The sequence below is a fragment of the Streptomyces sp. NPDC001927 genome, from assembly GCF_053594455.1.
In genome coordinates, this window is sequence record NZ_JBSFEN010000008.1 from 312,210 (window position 1) to 332,196 (window position 19,987).

Sequence of the window (19,987 nt, forward strand, 5' to 3'; positions counted from 1 at the left end):
CCGTGCCCACACCAAGGAGACCGGCCACACGCACGCGTGCCCACGCCGGCTCATGCACGTACCACCACACGAAGGAAGGAAGGCACCTGTGCCGAACACCGATGTCCGAGCAGCAGGCATGGCCGACCGCGATCTGATCGTCCGGCTCGCGTTCGGGAGTATGGCCGCGCAAACCCTGCGCGCCGCGATCCGGTTGAGGGTGGTCGAGCTGGTGGGCGATACACCACGCCGGGCCGCCGACGTGGCCGCCGACGCCGGAACCGAACCCCAGCCCATGACGCGGCTGCTGCGCGCCCTGACCGGGCTCGGCCTGCTGCGGGAACACGCCCCCGATGCCTTCACGGTGACCCCCGCGGGCGCACTCCTCGACCCCGGCCGCCCCGACTCGCTCACGTCGTTCGTCGGAATGTTCACCGAGCCGGCGATCGTACGCGCCTGGGAGCACCTGGACGACAGTGTCCGCACCGGCGATGTCGCGTTCGACACCGTCTTCGGCACGGACTTCTTCAGCCACCTCGCCCAACACCCCGAGTTGTCGGCGGGGTTCAACGCGGCGATGAGCCAAGCCGTCGCGGAGACCGCCGCCGTGCTGCCGTACGCCTTCGACTTCGGGCGGTTCACCACCGTCACGGACGTCGGTGGCGGCGACGGAACCCTTCTGGCCGGTGTACTCGCCGCGCATCCGGGCCTCAACGGTGTGGTCTTCGACACGGCGCGGGGTCTGGCCGAGGCGCCGACGACGATGGCGCGGCACGGGGTGAGTGACCGATGCTCTCTGATCGCCGGGGACTTCTTCCGTTCGGTCCCCGGGGGCTCGGATCTCTATCTGATGAAGAGCGTCCTGCACGACTGGACGGACGACCAGGCGGTCACGATCCTGAGCCACTGCCGCGAGGTGCTGCCACCCGGCGGCCTCGTCCTGATCGTCGAGCCCGTGCTTCCCGAAGTCGTCGACACCACCGCGGATGCCGACGTACTCGACGGCGGAATCACCTACTTGAGCGACCTCAACATGATGGTGAACGTGGGCGGCCGAGAGCGTACCCGCAAGGACTTCGAGGAACTGTGCCACCGCGCGGGCCTGTCCCTCACCTCTGTCACCCCGCTCGCGGAGGCCGCACCGTTCTCGCTCATCGAGGTCGTGGCCGGCTGACGGCAGTCTGCGTGCCGCGGGATCCCGTCACGTCCTCAGGTCCGCCGGACAGGCCCTACTCGTACCAGGGGAGCCCCATGGCCATGAGGAGGGCGACGACGCCGACGTTGGCCAGGGCCAATGCGGCGAAGTAGGCGACCGGTGCTTGGGCTTTGATGCCGGAGGGCGCGGCGAGGGCGCCGGCCGTCCTGGTCTGCCACCACACGAACGCCACGATCAGGATGCCGGCGCCGGGAAGCAGGATGACCGACTGGCCCGTGAAGTGGGGAACGGCCCCACTGATGCCGGCGATCCCGACGGAGCCGAGCAGCACGCCGAGCCCGTCGAAGCGGGCGCCGATGCGGCCCGGGCGGTCGTGCACCTGGGTCGCCGCTCCGATCAGGGCGACCACGGCGAAGGGGATCGCGGCGAACAGGCACCACCGCCAGGACAGAACCGGGAGCACCCAGCCTGCCAACAAGCCGAGCGCCGGGCCGCTGCCGGCGATCGCGACGTAGATCCCGAAGGCTTTACGGCGTTCCCGCGGGTCGGTGAAGGAGGTGGACACCAGGAGCGGCGCGGACGACGAGACCAGCGCGGCGAACGCGCCCTGCAGGGCGCGGGCCACGCCCAACGTGCCGGGGCTGGGTGCCATGCCGCCGATCGCGGCGGCCACCGCGAACCCGACCAGGCCGATCATCAGCATCCTCTTGCGGCCCACGAGGTCCGCGAGGCGGGCGCCGAACAGGAGCAGCCCGACGAAGGCCAGCGCATAGACGGTGGGCATCACGTCCAGGTAGACGGTGGACGACACCCGCAGGCCGTCGTGAGGGAGCCCCAGGTCCCTGGAAGCCTCCCGCCCCACCGCCGTCCTGGCGAACGTCGCGTCGATCAGCACGACCAGCTGCGCCAGAGCGAGCACCACCAGGCCCCACCAGCGCCTGGGTAGGGGAACCGCCAGATCGGCCGGGTGAGCCGGGGACGTAGGCGCGTACGAGAGACCGGGAGGCGGTCCCGGCGGCGCACCGAACGCGGGCGGTGCCCCGGGGTGCGCGGGGGCCGTCGGAACGTACGCGGGCGGTGGGGGCGTCGGCTGGGCGGCGGCCTGGACGCGCGGGTCCGGCCGCTCGGCGGGTGCGCCGGCGGGCGAGGCGGGGGCGTAGTCCAGCAGATGAGCGGCACGGCGGCCGAGCTGGGCCAGTACCGCCCCTGGCAGCCACTCACCAGCCTCGTCGGTCTCCGTGCGCGTGGCCACCTCACGCGGGGTGGGCCGCTTGGCCGGATCCTTGTGCAGACATGCGCGTACGAGATCGACGAGCGCATCCGGTACGCCGGTCAGGTCCGCCTCCTCCTCGGCGATCCGGAAGAGGTGGGCGTTCAGGCCGGTGTCCGTGGCGCCGAAGAGCAGGCGCCCGGTGGCGGCGTAGACGAGGAGCGCCCCGAGGCAGAACACGTCGGACGCCGGGGTGAGTTCGAGTCCGCGCACCTGCTCCGGTGACATGAAGCCGGGCGAGCCGATGAGCATGCCGGTGCGGGTGTGCAGGCTGTCGCCGGCCAGGCTGTCCATCGCCCGCGCGATGCCGAAGTCGATGACGCGGGGGCCGTCGACGGTGACCAGGACGTTGGACGGCTTGAGGTCACGGTGGATCAGACCCGCCTCGTGCACGGCCTGCAGGGCGAGGGCGAGGCGGTTGGCCAGGGTGCGGACCGACTGTTCGGGCAGCGGACCGAAGTCCTGGGCCACGACGGTGGTCAGGTCGGGCCCCGGGATGTACTGGGTCGCCACCCACGGCACGGCGGCATCGGTGTCGGCGTCCAGGACGTCGGCCGTCCAAGCTCCACCCACCCGCCGCGCCGCGGCCACCTCGCGGGCGAACCGCCTGCGGAACTCGACGTGTTGGGCGTGCTCGGCCTGGACCACCTTGACGGCGACCGTACGCCCCAGGTCGGAGCGGCCCAGATAGACCAGACCCATCCCGCCCGCACCGAGACGGGCGATCAGGCGATACGGGCCTATGTGCGCGGGGTCCTCCCCCGTCAGCTGTTCCACGGCGGTGATCCCCCTGGATGGGTGCGGAGAGACCCTAAGATAGACCAACTATCCAAGGTTCCGGCATGGATTGCCGCGCGCGGGTCCAAGTTATTGAAGGCCACTCGACGTCCGTAAGAGCCCTAGGTTCTGTCACCCTCCCAATCCGGAAGTTCGGCCGCCGTGACGATGCTGCGGACGTCCAGGCCCGCCCGCCGGGCCGGGGCCGCCTGATCGACGACGACGGAGCAGCCGGCCCACCGCCCGCCGCACTCCTCGACCATCGACCGCACAGCCGACGCCTGACTGCCGGTCTCGATCCAGTCGTCGACCAGCAGCACCCGATCCCCCGGACCCACCGCCGCCCGCTGCAGACGCAGCTCCTGACGCGTGCCCCGGTAGTCGGGGGCGCTGCGCCGGGTGACCTTCTCCCCGGGGAAGATCCCCTCGCCCTTGCGGACCGCGACGAAGCCGACGCCGAGCTCGACGGCCACTGCCGCGCCGAGCAGGAACCCCCGCGACTCGATGCCGCAGACGGCCGTGACGCCGTCCTCCCTGAACGGCCCGGCCAGTCCGCGGACCACCGCGGCCAGCGCCCCGGGGTCACGGAAGATCTGCCAGACGTCGGCATGGCCGCCGATCCAGCGGAAGCGTTCGAGGACCGGGCCGCGCGCGTCAGACATCATGATCGCGAGCCTGCGGACGGGCTTGCAGCCCGGGCAACCGAATTCTCCGTTCGGGGAATCCCCGACACCGACCAAAGACGGCGGGCCCTAGGCCGCCCGCCCTAGACCGTTCGCGGGTCACGCCCCGACCTTCGTCCGATGACGCCCGGGGTAGGGCGCGCCTAGCGTCGTGGTCATGCGAATCGGACTTCTGGGTACGGGACATGTGGCACGGGCGCTCGCGGCGGGGTGGAGCCGCGCGGGCCACGACATCGTCCTCGGGTCGCGGCGACCCGAGGACACGGAGCTTCTGGGGGAGTTGAAGGAACTGCTCGACACGGGCGTCCGCGTCGGGGATCCGTCGGCCGCCGCCGCGCACGCGGAGGTGCTGGCGAACGCGACACCAGGGGCGGCGTCGGTGCCCCTCCTGGAGTCGATCGGCGCACCGGCCCTGGCCGGGAAGGTACTGCTGGACGTCGCCGTCGGCTACCAGGAGGACGACACCCTCACGCACCCGACGGTCAGTCTCGGGGAGGAGATCCAGCAGGCCTTCCCCCGTACGCCGGTGGTGAAGACGCTCTGCACGGTCGACAGCGTCGTCATGACCGCCCCCGGGTCCCTGGAGGGGCCGAGCACGATCTTCCTGTCCGGAGACGACGCGGACGCCAAGCGGACGGTGAGCGGGCTATTGCTCGACCTGGGCTGGACCCGGGAGTCCCAGCTCGACCTCGGGGGCATCGTCAGCGCGCGCGGACAGGAGCACTTCGCCCTGCTGTTCATCGGCATCGCCAGGGCGACCGAATCGTTCGGCTTCGGGATCCGTGTCGTGCCGCCGGCGGCTCTGTAGACGATCAAGCCATTCGGCGCTGGAGGGCGGCGAGCGCGCCGGCCCTGCGGCCGGGGACGCGGCGCCGGAGCGCGACGAGGGCGTTGCCCAACTCGCGCGCCCGGACCGGGTCCTCGATCCGCTCCCACTGATGGTGGGCCCGGTCCACCGCGCCTTCGACCTCGGGGTCCTGCGGGCCCTGGCTCAGGCCGAGTCGCGCCCGGGCCACGGCGATCCACAACTCACAGCTGCGGGCGGGCTCTTCGGCGAGCCGCGCGAGGTCGGCGCGTACCTCCATCCAGTGCACGGCCTCCGGCGACCGCGCCCCGTACCGCCGCAGAGCCACCTGCTCCCAGGCAACGGCGACGGCCACCGCCTCCCCGTGCCGCCCGGCGCGCGCCGCGGCGAGGATGGCGGGGTGCGGATCGGACTCGGACGCCTTGGGCTCCTGCGCCGCGGTCGCGGGCGGGCGAACGTCCACCGGAGCCGCGACAGCCACCGCCCGCCCGTGCTCCGGCTGCGGCTCGGGCACGGGCGCGGGTACGTGCGCAGGAGCGGTTACGGGTACGGGTACGGACGCAGGCACCGGTGCGGGCACGACGCTCGCCACCTCCCCGAGCACCTGTACGGGCTGCGAACTCGGCTGCGAAAGACCGTAGTTCACCTCCTGCGTCAGAAACACGGCCTCCCCCGAACCCCCCGCACCCGCCGCCTCCGCGTGCAGCTGCGCGAGCGGCGGTCGGGCGCCCGTGCGCCAGGCCGTGGCGAAGTGGCGCAGGTACTCCGGTGTCGCGAGGGTGCCGCTTCGGCGCGGGGCCGGGGCGACTCGGCCGTAGAGGCGGACGCCGGGGCCGAGGGAGAGCAGGCCCGGGGCGGCGCCGAGGCGCTCCCAGAGCTCCGCGTCGGCGACCAGGTCCGCCACCACCGTCGTCGTGCCCGCACGCCGCACCGCCAGCTCAGCCGCGAGCCAGTGCCACGGCAGCCCGGTGTACCGCAGGGTCGTCGGGGTGCTGCGCGCGAGCGCCAGGTGGGGCAGGTGCTGACGGCGGTCCATCTGGAGCTGGCCCGCGAGGAAGAGCGCCAGCGGTCCCGGCGCGGCGGCCGCGGAGCGCAGGCGCGTCAGGACGGTCTGCGGGTCGAGCGGGTCGGCCAGTTCGACCACCGTCGCCACCGCCGTGCCCGTCAGCGCCCCCGGCGGAACCGCCGCGAAAGCGGGCAGAACGGCCGCCGCGTCCATCGCTCGTCCGCGTCCCGCCGGGGCCGCCGCGAGCAGGACCGCCGTCCCCACCGTGTCCAGGTCGTCGTTCAGCACACGAGCACCGTAACCTTCTCTACGCCCCCTCCCGTTACCACCCCGATGGCCGATAATCGGCGGGCCGTTGGCATATGCCAGAAGCACCACCGTATCGAGTGTTGCCAAATCCCTTACGGGCTGTCTCAGCCTGTGCAACAGTCATATCCGGGCCTTGTTACACCGCTCGCCCGCGCCGCGCCTGTATCGGAGTACGACATGCCGTCCCCTCTCTACGCGGACCGTCCAGCCCAGCCGCCGGAGCCCGGCACCGTGGACGCGCTGATCTCCCAGACCCGCCGTCTGCGCGTTGACGTGGACGCCGTGCGCCGGGACGCCGTTCTGGACGAGGACGACCCGAAGAACCGCTGGCAGCGTGCCCTCTGCGATCTCGCCGTGCACCAACTCGACGACCTGGGCGCCCACTTGGGCCAGCTGAAGGCCGGCATCCCCGACGAGACCACACTCGCGGCGGGCGTCGAGCTCATCGAGGCCGCCGCGGACACCGTCGAAGCCGCCTCCGACCCGGGCGCCGCGTACGGCGGCCCCGCGCCCGCCCGCACCGGCTCGCTCCTCAGCCGCGTCGGCAGCGCGGAGTGGAACCTCCTGAACGACGAGGTGAGTTGGTCCGAGGAGCTGTACCAGATCTTCGGCCGGAACCCCGAGAGCGGCCCGATGTCGCTGGACGAACTGCCGTCCATGGTCTTCGCCGAGGACCAGCCCGTGCTGCAGGCGATGGTGACGGACTGTCTGATCGACGGGAAGCCGATCGACGGCGAGTTCCGCGTCGTCCGCACCGACGGGCGGGTCCGCACGCTCCACATGATGGGCGAGCCGGTCCTCGACTCCGACGGCTGCACGGCCTCCATGTGGGCCGTCCTGCGCGACGTCAGCGAGCTGCGGCGCAGCGAGCGCGCGGTCCGCGAGTCCCGGGACAGCCTCCAGCGCACCCGCCACATCGAGCGCACCGAACGCCGCGTCGCCGTCGAGCTCCAGGAGGCCGTGCTGCCTCCGTGGCGCGGCTCCCTGAGCTTCGCCCACGGCGGCCCGGGCGCCCCGCTCGACGTGGCCGGCCACTATCTGCCGGCCGCCACCACCGGCCTCATCGGCGGCGACTGGTACGACGCGCTGGCCCTGCCCGACGGCGACGCGCTCCTGACCGTCGGCGACCTCACCGGCCACGGCGTCTCCGCGACCTCCTCGATGGCCATGCTCCTGGGCGCGCTGCGCGGCATGGCCGTGGCCGGAATTCGCCCAGGAGCCCTGATGGGCCATCTCAATCAGCTGCTCGAGACCTCGGTGCAGCCGGCGCTCGGCAGCGCGATGTGCTGCCGCTACGAACCGGTCAGCCAGACCCTCACCTGGGCGCAGGCGGGCCACCCCGCCCCGCTGCTCTTCCGCGACGGAACGGGGCGCGCCCTGAAGCGGCCGGACGGTGTGCTCCTGGGAGCGACGACCGGGGCCGCGTACGAGGAGGCGTCCATCCGGCTGCTCCCCGGCGATCTGCTGGTGCTGCACACGGACGGACTGACCCGCCGCGGCGGCCTGGACGACACGGGTACGCAACGACTGCTCGCACTGGCCCCCCGGCTGACCGGGGCGCGGGACGCGCAGGACTGCGTACGGTCGGTGGTGGAGGAGTTCGGTGAGGCACCCCGCGAGGACGACGCCTGCGTGATGGTGGTGCGGGTCGGCGACTAGGAGGGCATACCGGCAACGGCCGGTGTGCCCCTTTTTCTCGTGCGCCCTTTTCTCGTACGTACGTACCGAGGCCGATTCCCGCCCTCGAATCTCCTTCGAACTCGGACCCCGCTCAGATCCCGCTGCTCCGCGGCCGCTTGGCCGCAGGCTTGGGCAGGGCGAGCGCGATCTCCTCGCGCAGGTCCTCGATCTTGGCGTAGCCGGCGTACTGCCCGGTCAGCCGGTACATCTCGCGCAGCCGGTCCCAGGTGCGGTGCGAGGAGGTCTCGCCCATGGACACCAGGGCGAGCCGGGCGTACCGGTCGGCCTGCTCCGGGTCGTCGGCGATGAAGCAGGCCGAGGCGAGCGAGATGTAGTCGAAGAGCTTCGAGCGGTTGTGGCCGTGGCGACGGAGGTCCAGGGCCAACTTGGCGTGGCGCTGGGCCGGGACCGCCGCGGCGGGGTCGTGCTCGGCGAGCGTGCGGTACGCGAGGGCCTGCATGCCGTGCATGTCGGCGTCGTCGAAGTTCTGCATCCAGCTCGGCGGCGGGACGTCGGAACGGTCGGAGACGAACAGCTCCTCGGCCTCGCCGAGCGTACGGCGCATGGCCTGGCCCTTGCCCATCGAGGCCTGTGCCCAGGCCTCGATGGTGTGCAGCATCGCCTGGGTGCGGGGCAACACCTCTTCGCCCGAGCCCGACTTGGCGAGCTTCATCAGGTCGAGGGCGTCGTCGGGCCGGCCCAGGTGGACCATCTGACGGGCCGCGCGGGACAGGGCCTCCCCGGCGCGCGGCCGGTCGCCGCCCTCGCGCGCCGCGTGCGCGGCGATGACGAAGTACTTCTGGGCGGTGGGTTCCAGGCCCACGTCGTGGGACATCCAGCCGGCCAGCACGGCCAGGTTGGCGGCGACGCCCCACAGGCGCCGCTGGAGGTGGTCGGGGTGGTGGTAGGCGAGCATGCCGCCCACCTCGTTGAGCTGGCCCACCACCGCCTTGCGCTGGAGGCCGCCGCCGCGGGAGGCGTCCCAGGCGCGGAACACCTCCACGGAGCGCTCCAGCGCCTCGATCTCCTCCGACCCGATGGGGGCGGCCTCGTAGCGGTCGAACCCAGCGGGGTCGGCGTGGAGGGGATCGTTGGCGCGTGGCGCGGTGGCGGCGCGCGCGGGGTCGGTGTGGAGCCAGTCGTGCATGGCGCTGGTGAGGGCGGAGCCGGCGGCGAGCACGGCGCCCGCGCCCATCAGGCCGCGTCGGTTGAGCATGAGGTCCATTCCCGTGAATTCGGTGAGGACCGCTGCCGTACGCTCGGGCGCCCAGGGCAGCCCGTCAGGGTTGTCGGTGTTCCTGACGTTCTGCCGTCTCCCGGCACGCCCGTGTCGTACGAACCCGAGGTCCTCGATGGTCACGACACGACCGAGTCGCTCGGTGAACAGTGCAGCCAGCACCCGGGGTACGGGGTCGCGCGGGGTCTCCCCCATGTCGATCCATCGCCTCACCCGTGAGGTGTCGGTCGACAGTTGCGGGTGGCCCATGGCCGCCGCCTGCCTGTTGACGAGCCTCGCGAGCTCTCCCTTGGACCAGCCGGCGAGGCCGAAGAGGTCTGCCAGGCGGGTGTTGGTCTGTCCAGTCACGTCTAAGCCCCCAGGTTCTCGGCTGAGTTGACAGTAACCCCCTGTCATAGGGCTGGCGACTATTCGCCAGGGTTCGCCAGGGTGCGCTCAATGTTCCGCCACCCGCGCCGGGGTGTCAGGTAGGAACGCGCCACCCCGCCCCGGCAACCGGCCCTCATTCCCCAGGGTGCGGCCCGGAGGTCGGGCGGGGCGACGCACGCAACTCGTCGGCACACGAAGGGATCTGTCTCCCCATGTACACAGCATCGTCCTCCGTGTCCGCCCCGCCCCGGCCCCAGCACCGTTCCGTACCGGCCGGGAGCGGACCGTACCTCGCGCCCGTCGTTCCGGCGGTCCGGTCGAGGCGATGGGCGGGCAGTGCCGCTCAGCCGCTCAGCGGAAGAATCGACCTGTCGGGCCCCCAGGGGGCCCAGGTGCGGATGGCGATCGCGTCCGTCCACCGGATCTGCCCGGAGTTCAACCCGGTGCAGGTCCTGCGGCGCAGCGGCCGTTCCGTCCTGATCGTCGGAACGACCGGGCGGGCCACGGCGGTCGCGAAGTGTTTACTGGACCACTCCCCCGCGTGGGTCGAGCGGTTCCAGCACGAAATAGCTGCCTACCGCTCGTTCGTCCGGCACCGTCCTCCGGTACGCGCGCCGCGGCTGATCGCCGCGGACCCGGAGAACTGCACGCTGGTGATCGAGCGGATGCCGGGGCGGGCGGCGGCGCTGACGCGCCACCCCGTGGAGGCACCGCCCCGCACGGATCTGCGCGCGGCGCTCGGCGCGATCGCCCGGCTCAACGCCTGGCGTCCGCCCGCCGGGACCTTCGACGCCCCGCTGGACTACCCGGCGCGGATCGCGCGCTATCACGAGCTGGGTCTGTTCACCGACCGTGACCGGGACGACCTGCAGAAGCTGCTGCACGGCCTGGCGCACGCCGGTGGCCGTCAGGGCATGGGCCAGTTCTGCCACGGCGACGCCCTGCTCTCCAACATCCTCCTCTCCCCCACCGGACCGGTCCTCGTCGACTGGGAGCACGCGGGCTGGTACCTGCCGGGCTACGACCTGGCGACGATGTGGTCGGTGCTCGGTGACGCACCGATGGCCCGGCGCCAGATCAGCCAGCTCGCCCAGCAGGCGGGGCCGGCGTCCCGGGACGCCTTCCTGGTGAACCTGATGATCGTGCTGACCCGGGAGATCCGTACGTACGAGACGGCGGTGCAGCGCACCATCAAGGAGGCTCCGCCCGCGGGTTCGGTCCCCGTCCCGTCCGGTGCGGTCTCGCCCGGTGAGGAGCAGCGCCGGCTTCTGCGGCGGCTGCACGACGACTGCGCCATGGCACGGCGGGCCGTGCGCGCGGCGGTCGGTACGCGCTGAGGAAGCGCCGACCGTCCCGACGGGGGTGACACGCCGTGTGCCCGGTGCCGACACACCGGGCGCACGGCGTTCGGCGTTTTCCGCCGCGCCCGCCGCCCCCGTCCCCGCCGCCCCCAACACCGGACCATTGGTCCACTCCACTGACGCGCCGCAGGCCCGCGCGCCGCCGTCGCGAAACTCCGCGACACCTCCATGACACCGCCCCTGACGTGGGAATTCCCTTGTCAGCGCGGGTGATTGACGGATCGCCGGGAAGCCGCTACCCCTGTACGGGTCCGGCCCCGCACGCCCCCTCATCACCCCTGGTACCTGGAGGCCGCCTTGCACCGTTCCGCGTCCCGCACACGGGTCCCCCGAGCGGTGGGCGCCGTGGCGTCCGCAGCTCTGCTCCTCCCTCTCCTCTCGGCCGCCCCGCCGGCCGCGGCCGGACCGCCGGCGCCCGGCTCGCTCCAGCGTCAGTTCGCGGCGGCCGCCGAACGGCAGGGCGTGCCGCCGAGCGTGCTGCTCGCGGTGTCGTACCTGCAGTCGCGCTGGGACGGGCACGGCGGCGCGCCGAGCGTGACCGGGGGCTACGGCCCGATGCACCTCACAGACGCGGTGACGGCGCTGGCCGAGGCCCCGCACCACTCGCACGGCGAGGAGGACGCACGGGGCGACGACGCGCGCGGACCGCGCCACGGCTCGGCGAGCGCGACGCCGCTGCCGACGCGGGACCAGCTGCCGGACCGGCTCAAGACCCTGTCCCGGGCGGCGGCGCTGACCGGGATCCCGGCGGAGGAGCTGCGCACCGGTACGGCGGCGAACATCGAGGGCGGCGCGGCGCTGCTCGCCGCCGCCCAGCGCGCGTCGGGCCGGCCGCTCAGCGCCGATCCGGCCGACTGGTTCGGCGCGGTGGCGCGGTACTCCGGCGCGGACGACACGGCGACCGCGACGGCGTACGCGAACGACGTGTTCGACGTGATTCGCGCCGGTGAGTCCCGTACGACCGACAGCGGGCAGGTGGTGACGCTCGCGGCCGACCCGGACGTCGCGCCCGCGCGGGGGCAGGTGGGGTCGCTGGGGCTGCGGAGTCCGAGCACCGGGCCGACGGAGTGCCCGCGCACGGTGGCGTGCGAGTGGATCCCCGCGCCGTACGAGGAGTTCGGCGACGGGGACTACGGCAACCACGACAAGGCGAACCGGCCCGCGTCCCAGTCGATCGAGTACATCGTCGTGCACGACACGGAGGCGACCTGGGACGTCACGCTCAAGCTGGTGCAGGACCCGACGTACGTGTCCTGGCAGTACTCGCTGCGCTCGTCCGACGGCCATGTCGCGCAGCACGTGCCGCTCAAGGACGTCGGCTGGCACGCCGGCAACTGGTTCGTGAACGCCAAGTCGGTGGGCCTGGAGCACGAGGGCTTTCTGACGGCGCCGGACTCCTGGTACACGGAGGCGATGTACCGGAGCTCGGCGCGGCTCGTGAAGTACCTCGCCCAGCGCTACGACATCCCGCTGGACCGGCAGCACGTCCTCGGCCACGACAACGTGCCCGGCACGGTCACCTCGACCATCCGCGGGATGCACACCGACCCGGGTCCGTACTGGGACTGGGCGCACTACTTCCGTCTCCTCGACCGCCCGTTCACGGCGAGCGGGGGTCCGCACGCGCGCGTGGTGACCATCCGGCCCGAGTACACCACCCACCAGCCGCCGTACACGGGGTGCGTGAAGGCGGGAGAGGCGTGCGCCCCGCACGGCAGTGGCGCGGTCAGGCTGCACACGGCGCCCGCGGCCGACGCGCCGCTGGTGAAGGACGTCGGGCTGCGGCCGGGCGGCGAGGACTCGACGACCGGGGTCAACGACACCGGTGCGCGTGCCTCGACCGGGCAGCAGTACGCGGTGGCCGAGCGGAGGGGCGACTGGACGGCGATCTGGTACCTCGGCCAGAAGGCCTGGTTCCACGACCCGAAGGGCGAGCGGACGGCGGTGAACGCCCGGGGGCTGCTGCTGACCCCGAGGGAGGGGCTGGCGGAGGTACCGGTGTACGGGCGTGCCTATCCGGAGGCCTCGGCGTATCCGGCGGGTGTCCCGGTCCAGGCGGTCTCGCCGCTGCCGTACAAGCTGCTCGCGGGTCAGTCGTACGTCGTGGGCGGGCGCACCCCGGGCGAGTACTACTTCGCTCCTACGTTCGACCCCGCCGGGCATCGGGTCGTCCGGGGCCAGGAGGAGTACTACCAGATCCAATTCGGCCATCGCGTCACCTTCGTGAAGGCGGCTGACGTGCGGGTTTCGCGGGGCTGAGGCGAATCCGGCCAGAGCGTGCGGGGTGTCGGCGGGCAGAGGTCCCGGCGACACCCCGCATCCGTTCATATGACTATTTCCGGTGTCGCGTGGGCCGTACGGGCGAGGGGTAATGCTCGGCCGATCACTGCCCACGCTCATCGAAAGGCCTCACTCGCATGGCTCAGCCCTTCGTCCTGCCGGATTTCTATGTCCCGTATCCGGCGCGGCTCAACCCCCATGTGGAGACCGCCCGCACGCACACGCGCGAGTGGGCACGGTCCATGGGGATGCTGGAGGGCTCCGGCGTCTGGGAAGAGCACGACCTCGAGTCCCACGACTACGCGCTGCTCTGCTCGTACACCCACCCCGACTGCGACGCCGAGGCGCTGTCGCTGGTGACCGACTGGTACACGTGGGTCTTCTTCTTCGACGACCACTTCCTGGAGGTCTTCAAGCGCACCCAGGACCGGCCGGGCAGCAAGGCGTACCTCGACCGGCTGCCGCTCTTCATGCCGATGAACCCGTCGGCCGCGATGCCCGTGCCGACCAACCCCGTCGAGGCGGGGCTCGCCGACCTCTGGACACGCACGGTGCCGTCCATGTCCACCGGCTGGCGGGAACGGTTCTCCGCGGCGACCGAGGCGCTCTTGAACGAGTCGCTGTGGGAGCTCGACAACATCAACGAGGGCCGGATCGCCAACCCCGTCGAGTACATCGAGATGCGCCGCAAGGTGGGCGGCGCGCCCTGGTCGGCGGGGCTCGTCGAGTACGCGGCGGGTGCGGAGGTCCCGCGCCAGGTGGCCCACTCCCGGCCGCTGCTCGTGCTGCGCGACACGTTCTCCGACGCGGTGCACCTGCGCAACGACCTGTTCTCGTACCAGCGGGAGGTCGAGGACGAGGGCGAGAACAGCAACGGGGTCCTCGTCCTGGAGAAGTTCCTCGGGTGCACGACACAGGAGGCGGCCGAGGCCGTCAACGACCTGCTGACCTCCCGGCTCCACCAGTTCGAGAACACGGCCCTCACCGAAGTCCCGGGCCTCTGCCTGGAGAAGGGGCTGAACGCGGAGGAGTGCGCGGCCGTCGCGGCGTACGCGAAGGGGCTGCAGGACTGGCAGTCCGGGGGCCACGAGTGGCACATGCGCTCCAGCCGGTACATGAACGAGGGCCTGGACACCGGGCCTTCGCGGCTCGACGGGGTCCTCGGCACATCTGCCCTCGACATCCGTACGCTCTTCGGCAGGCCGGCCGCCTCCCGGCTGCGCGCGCTGACGCACGTCCCGTACCAGCGCGTCGGGCCCTCGCTGCTGCCCGAGTTCGACCTCCCCTACCCGCTGTCCCTCAGCCCGCACCGCCACGAGGCGCAGCGGCTCTCCATGGACTGGGCGGAGCGGATGGGGCTCCTGGAGGACATCTGGGACCGGGAGCGGGCCGAGGGCTTCGACTTCGCGCTCTGCGCGGCGGGGCTGGATCCGGACGCCACCCTGGAGGAGCTCCGGCTCAGCGCGGAGTGGCTGGTCTGGGGCACCTACGCCGACGACTACTACCCGGTCGTTTTCGGCCGGTCGCGGAACCTGATCGGCGCGAAGGAGTGCACGGAGCGGCTCAAGTCCGTCATGTCGCTGGAGGATCCGACGGCCGGGCGGGCGCTCGCCGTGAGCCCGTTGGAGTGCTCGCTCGCCGACCTGTGGGCCCGTTCGGTCGCGCCGATGGTGCCGGAGACCCGCGCACAACTGCGGGTGGCCGTCGACACGATGCTCGACAGCTGGCTCTGGGAGCTGCACAACCAGGCACAGCACCGGGTGCCCGACCCGGTGGACTACATCGAGATGCGGCGCACGACCTTCGGCTCCGAGCTCACGATGCTGCTGTGCAAGCTGCGGCGCACGGAGTCGCTGCCGCCGGCGATCTTCCGCTCCGGCACCGTACGGGCGCTCGAGAACTCGGCGGCGGACTACGCGACCCTCCTCAACGACCTCTTCTCCTACCAGAAGGAGATCGAGGTGGAGGGCGAGGTGCACAACGGCGTCCTGGTGCTGCAGAAGTTCTTCGACTGCGACTACCCGACGGCGGTGGCGATGGTCGACGACCTGATGCGCGGGCGACTGCGCCAGTTCGAGCACCTGAAGAGCCACGAACTGCCGCTGCTGTACGAGGACTTCGCGCTGGACAAGGCGGGCAGGGCCGCCTTCGGGGCGTACGTACGGGAGTTGGAGGACTGGCTGGCCGGAATCCTCAACTGGCATCGGAGCGTGCGCCGTTACGGCCCCAAGGACGTGCACGCGGGCGGTGGGCTGAGCCGGGTGGTGGGCCCGACCGGGATCGGCACGGCGGCGGCGCGTCTCGCGGAGGCGTTCGTGCCGTAAGGACCGCGCGTGGCGCGGTCGCTCCCGGAGTCAGTCGGAGCGGCCGCGCAGCTGGTCGAGTTCGCGGCGCTCGCGCTTGGTGGGACGGCCGGCGCCGCGGTCGCGGACGGCGGCCAGGGCAACGTGCTCGCGCGGGGGCGGCGGCGGGCTGTTGTCGACGTACGCCTCGGCGGCGACGGGCGGGCCGACGCGCTTGGTGAGGAGCTGCTTGACCTCGACGATCCGCTCCCGGCCGCCGTGGAAGAGGCGCACCTCGTCGCCGGGCTTCACCGGCTGGGCCGGCTTGGCGCGGTCGCCGTTGACCTTGACGTGTCCGGCCCGGCAGGCGGCGGCCGCCTGCGAGCGGGTCTTGGTGAGGCGGACCGCCCAGATCCAGCTGTCGACGCGTGCGCTCATCGGCCCCCGTCCTCGTCTCCGGTCAGCCCTGCTGGAACAGCTCGGCCGGCAGCGGCTTGAGCAGAGCGTACAGGTCGTCGGTGATGGGACGGTCCCAACTGGCGATCGTCACCAGGACGTTGTCGCTGCGGTCGAACTGCACGCAGGCGATACGGCTCTCGGAGAGCTTGAGCCGACGCACGATCAGCAGGTTGTCGCCCTGCATCACCGGCATGTCCTCGGTGTCGAGGACCTCGACCGGCTCGTCGTTCTCCAGGGCCGCGAGGAGCTGGGCGACCTCGAAGGGGATCTGGCCGTCGGCGAGCTCGCGGGCCGGGGAGCCCTCCGGCAGATTGCCGATGATCATCGCCGGGCCGCGTCCGCCGAACAGGTCGTAGCGGAGGAAGACACCCTGGCAGCTGCCGTCGGGCGCGGGCAGCAGACCGGCGCCGAGATTGCCGGGCCAGTCCCCCGGGTCCATGGCCAGGACATCGAAGTCCGGGCCCGCGGGTGTGGCGGCGCTGCGGCGGCGGAGGAAGGACATACGGCCATGGTACGTGTCCCGGCCCCTACCGCGACGCGCCGGGGCGGCTACGGCGCGGGCGCCCCGCGGCGCCGCGCGACACGCCGTCGGACCGGCCGTCCGACCCGCCTTCCGACCCGCCGTGGGACCGGCCGTCCGGCGGGTCCGCGGTCAGGCCGTGCTCGGGTCGGCGTCGGCGCGGCGGAGGGCCTGGGCGAGGCCCGAGCGGTCGGTGCCGAGCTTGCGGTAGACGGAGGACAGCAGCAGGGTCACGGCGGCCCGGTCGGTGTTCATCCCGACGGCCGGGTCCTCGCCGCGGACCGTGAGGTCGGCGGCGAGCCGCTCCCGGGCGGTGAGCGCGTCCGTGCCGGCCGGATGGAGGGCGCGCGGCCGCAGGCCGGAGGCGGCCAGCTCGGCCCTGGCCTCCTCGCCGAGGCCGTCGGCTCCGCAGGTCTGGGCGGCCTCCAGCCCCCGGTAGAGCCGGTCGGCGGCCTCCCCGGTGCGGCCGACACGCCGCAGCGCGGACCCGAGGGCCACCAGGGAGCGCGCGAGCTCGTACGCGGCCGGTGAGCGCTCCAGCCAGTCCACGGACTCCTCCAGCAGCTTGACCCGCTCGTCGCCGCCCGAGATCTCGGCGGTCACGCGCAGCGCCTGGCCGATCGCGGACGGCGCACCGTACTGGCGGGCCCTGGCGACCGCCTCCCGGGCGGTCTCGCGGGCCCGCTCGGGGGTCTCCCGGGCCTCGGCGAGCGCGAGGTGGAGCTGCCAGGGGCACCACGCGGGGTTGCGCATCCCGCGCGGGTCGAGGCGGCGGCCGACGGCGGCCAGCTCGGCGGCGGCCTCCTCGACGTGGCCCCTGGCCAGGAGCAGTTCCGCGTGGACGGTCTGGGAGTCGGGGAAGGTGACGGCCGCGGGGAACGGCTCGCCGAAGTCGTGGGTACGGGCGATCCGGTCGGCCTCCTCGACCCGACCGCGGGCGAGCAGCACCTCGATGGAGACGCCGACGGCGTACCAGAGGGCGGGGGTGCGGGCGCCGACGCGCTCGGCGAGGCGCAGCCCCGCGCGGACGAAGTCCTCCGCCTCGACGAGCCGGCCGCGGCGCAGCCGGATGTAGCCCAGGAGGGTGTACGCGAAGGAGAGGTGGGCGCCGTGCCAGCCCTGGCGCTCGAACTCGGCGGTGCCGGCCGCGAAGAGCTCCTCGGCGCGGCCGGGGCGGTCGGCGTAGAGGAAGGTGAGGGCGACCAGGACCGGGACTTCGAAGCCGCGGCTCTCGTCGGCCCAGCTCAGGCCGCCCTCCAGGGCGCGTTCGGCGTGGTCGACGGCGACGGTCGAGGGTTCGGCGCGCAGAGTGGCGTCCCACGCGCGCAGGCCGATGACGTACCGCTCGGTGAGGTCGCGGCCGGTGAGCCGGTCGGCGAGCCGGGCGAGGCGGCGGGAGCGGGCGGGCGAGTCGGGTTCGTCGGCGCGGAAGGCGTCCCACATGAACTTCTCGGACTGCATACGGAGCCGGCTGCGGGCGTCGGTGGTGAGCCGGGACTCGCGGCCGAGGAGTTCGGAGGCCTCGACGAGCCGGTCGCTGTGGGCGAGGACCTGGGAGAGGCGGTAGACGATGCCATGGCGCAGCGCCGGGTCGGCGACGGGCTCCTCCAGGGCGGCGCGCAGGTGGTTGACGGTGGTGGCGGGCTCGGTGAGCAGGGAGGCGCTGCCGAGTTCGAAGAGGACGGCGGCGCGCTCGTCGTCGGCGGGAGGTTCGCGCAGGGCGCGGGCGAGGAAGCGGCGGGCGGCGTCGGGGGCGCCGGCCCGCAGGGTCTCGCGGGCGGCCTCGCGCAGCTGGCTGACCACCCAGGGGTCCTGCTCGGGGTGGGTCTCCAGGAGGTGGCGCGCGGCGGCGGTGGCGCCGAGTCCGGCGTCGGTCACGCACCAGGCGGCCTGGCCGTGCAGGGCGACCCGGGTGGCGGGCGGGATGGCCTGGTAGACGGCGGTGGCGATGAGCGGGTGGACGAACTCGAGGGTCTCGGTGCCGGCGAGGACGCGGGCGTCGCGCAGCCGTCCGGCGCACTCGGCGACGGCTTCGGTGCCGAGGCCCGCGACGGCGCCGGCGAGCTGGGGCGAGATCTCGGTGCCGAGGACGGCGCAGGCCCAGGCGAGCCGGACGGTGGAGGTGCCGAGCCGTTCGAGGGTGGCGGCGAGGCCGTGGCCCTTGACGGCGGCGGCGAGGTCGCGGAGCTCGTGGGCGGCCTCGGCCCGGGGCTCGAGGCCCCGGTCGCGGACCTTGGCGGCCAGCTCGACGGCCTCGAAGGGGTTGCCGGAGGTGACGGCCCAGCACTCGCGGCAGAAGGTGTCGTCGGCGTGGGCGCCGACGCGGTCGCGGACGAGGCGGGCGATGGCGGAGGAGGTGAGCGGCTCGAGGCCGAGGGGCCGCCGCCCGGACCGCCGCCCGGTGAACTCATCTCCTGTGTCCGGCAGTTCGTCCGGCCGATAGGCGACGACGAGCAGCATGGGCAGCTCCTCGGCGCGGGGCGCGAAGGCGGAGAGCCAGCCGAGGGACTCGGGGTCGGCCCAGTGCGCGTCGTCGACCACGACGACGAGCGGGGCGCGCCGGACGGCGAGGTGGGTCAGGACCCAGTCGAGCCCGTCGCGCAGCCCTTGCGGGTCGGGCGGCCCGCCGACGGCGGGCGCGCACAGACCGAGGGCGGGGCCGACGATGTCGTACCAACTGCCGAGGCGGGCGCGGAGTTCGGTGTCGGAGGCGACGGCGAGCTGCGGCTGAAGGAGCTGCCGGGCCACGTGAAAGGCGACCCGCTGCTCCTGGTCACCACCGCGCGCCGCGAGCACGGTGCACCCCTTGGCGGCGGCGCGCCGCCGGATCTCGGCGAGCAGGGTGGTCTTCCCGAGCCCGGCGGGCGCGGCGAAGGCGAGGACGCCACCACGGGGGGCGCGGCTTTCCGCCTTCGCGGGCCTGCCGCCCTGGACGACCACGCGTACGGGCCCGTCGGCACCGGCCGGCTGAGGCGGGGCGCCTACGCGCGCCGGCGCTTCGGCACCGGAACGCTGAGACGGGACGTCGCCAGGGGTCCCCACCCCCGAGCCGTCCTCACCACCCGCGCGCCACTCTTCGTCGCCGATGCCCGTCCACCGGGCACCGTCGTCGCCCGTCCCGGGCCAGGGGCCGTCCTCGCCGAGGCCGGCCAACTGGTTCAACGCTTCTTCCGCCGCCGCGAGTTCCGCCTCGCGCTCGAACAGGCCGAAGCCCCGGCGGTCCCGACCGCCGCTGCGTACCACCACGTTCCACCCCCACGCCGGGGGCGCACACCCGGCGCGCGGATGAGTGCGGCCGGGCCGGAGAGCCCCGCGAAGAACTCAGCGTACGCCCGGACGCGCGCCTCGCGAGGTCAGACGGCGGAGCCGGACGCGCGCTCCGCGATTCCGCGCAACACGGCCAACGCCTCCGCCGCCCGGGCGTGTTCGACGAAGAGGTGGTCGTGGTGGAAGCCGGCCACGACGTTGCAGCTCAGCCCCGCCTCGGCCAGCCCCTGCGCGACCACCGCCGTCAGCCCGACGGCGTCGAGCGCGGAGTGGACCCGCAGGGTGATCCAGCCGGCCACGTAGTCGTACGCGAGGCCGGCCGCGTCGGCCTCCTCCTGGCGCACGACCAGCGTGAGCCCCTCGGGCTCGGCGACGGTGACGACCGGGACGACACCCGCCGGAGCGGGCCCGTCCACGGTGGTGAAGACGTAGCGGCCGGAGTTGAGTTCCGGCCGCATCCCGGCGACGAGCCGGTCCAGATTCCGTTCCGCGGTCATGATCGACAGCCTAGGGCGTGCGGACGGATCGACAGGCCGCCCGGCCGCCA

General features: G+C 73.1%; 14 protein-coding genes. 6 read left to right on the top strand and 8 right to left on the bottom strand.

Features of this window, described 5'->3' with window-relative positions:
- Positions 1-88 precede the first annotated feature (88 nt).
- Positions 89-1,153, top strand: a complete 1,065-nt coding sequence (locus ACWCO8_RS23470) for a methyltransferase (protein WP_451033878.1) — start codon at positions 89-91, stop codon at positions 1,151-1,153.
- A 55-nt stretch (positions 1,154-1,208) separates the two neighbouring features.
- On the opposite strand, the gene ACWCO8_RS23475 is transcribed toward ACWCO8_RS23470, so the two are convergent.
- On the bottom strand, positions 1,209-3,182 hold the full coding sequence (locus ACWCO8_RS23475) for a bifunctional serine/threonine protein kinase/MFS transporter (RefSeq protein WP_451033879.1): 1,974 nt from the start codon (positions 3,180-3,182) through the stop codon (positions 1,209-1,211).
- Positions 3,183-3,304: 122 nt separating this feature from the next.
- On the bottom strand, positions 3,305-3,847 hold the full coding sequence (locus tag ACWCO8_RS23480) for a phosphoribosyltransferase family protein (RefSeq protein ID WP_451033880.1): 543 nt from the start codon (positions 3,845-3,847) through the stop codon (positions 3,305-3,307).
- Between the two features lie 175 nt (positions 3,848-4,022).
- On the opposite strand from ACWCO8_RS23480, the gene ACWCO8_RS23485 reads away from it, so the two are divergent.
- Positions 4,023-4,673: an NADPH-dependent F420 reductase gene (locus tag ACWCO8_RS23485; protein ID WP_451033881.1), complete on the top strand. Its 651-nt coding sequence runs from the start codon at positions 4,023-4,025 to the stop codon at positions 4,671-4,673.
- Between the two features lie 4 nt (positions 4,674-4,677).
- On the opposite strand, the gene ACWCO8_RS23490 is transcribed toward ACWCO8_RS23485, so the two are convergent.
- Positions 4,678-5,889 carry a hypothetical protein gene (locus ACWCO8_RS23490; RefSeq protein WP_451033977.1) on the bottom strand — a complete coding sequence of 404 codons (1,212 nt, stop codon included), beginning with the start codon at positions 5,887-5,889 and terminating at the stop codon, positions 4,678-4,680.
- Positions 5,890-6,162: 273 nt separating this feature from the next.
- On the opposite strand from ACWCO8_RS23490, the gene ACWCO8_RS23495 reads away from it, so the two are divergent.
- Positions 6,163-7,644 carry a PP2C family protein-serine/threonine phosphatase gene (locus ACWCO8_RS23495; RefSeq protein WP_451033882.1) on the top strand — a complete coding sequence of 494 codons (1,482 nt, stop codon included), beginning with the start codon at positions 6,163-6,165 and terminating at the stop codon, positions 7,642-7,644.
- Positions 7,645-7,756: 112 nt separating this feature from the next.
- Here the strand turns inward: ACWCO8_RS23495 and ACWCO8_RS23500 are convergent, their stop codons facing one another.
- Positions 7,757-9,250: a DNA-binding protein NsdB gene (locus tag ACWCO8_RS23500; protein ID WP_451033883.1), complete on the bottom strand. Its 1,494-nt coding sequence runs from the start codon at positions 9,248-9,250 to the stop codon at positions 7,757-7,759.
- Between the two features lie 233 nt (positions 9,251-9,483).
- Between ACWCO8_RS23500 and ACWCO8_RS23505 the strand changes: the two genes are divergently transcribed.
- The 3 genes from ACWCO8_RS23505 (at position 9,484) to ACWCO8_RS23515 (ending at position 15,236) form a co-directional block, all read left to right on the top strand.
- Entirely contained in the window at positions 9,484-10,608 is a 1,125-nt protein-coding gene (locus ACWCO8_RS23505; RefSeq protein ID WP_362014229.1) for an aminoglycoside phosphotransferase family protein, read from the top strand.
- Positions 10,609-10,968: 360 nt separating this feature from the next.
- Positions 10,969-12,891 carry an N-acetylmuramoyl-L-alanine amidase gene (locus ACWCO8_RS23510; protein ID WP_451033978.1) on the top strand — a complete coding sequence of 641 codons (1,923 nt, stop codon included), beginning with the start codon at positions 10,969-10,971 and terminating at the stop codon, positions 12,889-12,891.
- A gap of 158 nt (positions 12,892-13,049) precedes the next feature.
- Positions 13,050-15,236 carry a terpene synthase family protein gene (locus ACWCO8_RS23515; RefSeq protein WP_451033884.1) on the top strand — a complete coding sequence of 729 codons (2,187 nt, stop codon included), beginning with the start codon at positions 13,050-13,052 and terminating at the stop codon, positions 15,234-15,236.
- Positions 15,237-15,266: 30 nt separating this feature from the next.
- Here ACWCO8_RS23515 and ACWCO8_RS23520 read toward each other — a convergent pair whose 3' ends face one another.
- The 4 genes from ACWCO8_RS23520 to ACWCO8_RS23535 form a co-directional block, all read right to left on the bottom strand.
- Entirely contained in the window at positions 15,267-15,632 is a 366-nt protein-coding gene (locus ACWCO8_RS23520) for an RNA-binding S4 domain-containing protein (protein WP_362014225.1), read from the bottom strand.
- Between the two features lie 22 nt (positions 15,633-15,654).
- Positions 15,655-16,155, bottom strand: a complete 501-nt coding sequence (locus tag ACWCO8_RS23525; protein WP_362014223.1) for a hypothetical protein — start codon at positions 16,153-16,155, stop codon at positions 15,655-15,657.
- Between the two features lie 150 nt (positions 16,156-16,305).
- On the bottom strand, positions 16,306-19,416 hold the full coding sequence (locus ACWCO8_RS23530; RefSeq protein WP_451033979.1) for an ATP-binding protein: 3,111 nt from the start codon (positions 19,414-19,416) through the stop codon (positions 16,306-16,308).
- 110 nt (positions 19,417-19,526) lie between these two features.
- Positions 19,527-19,937, bottom strand: coding sequence for an ACT domain-containing protein (locus ACWCO8_RS23535; protein ID WP_451033885.1), 411 nt, complete (start codon positions 19,935-19,937; stop codon positions 19,527-19,529).
- Positions 19,938-19,987 lie beyond the last annotated feature (50 nt).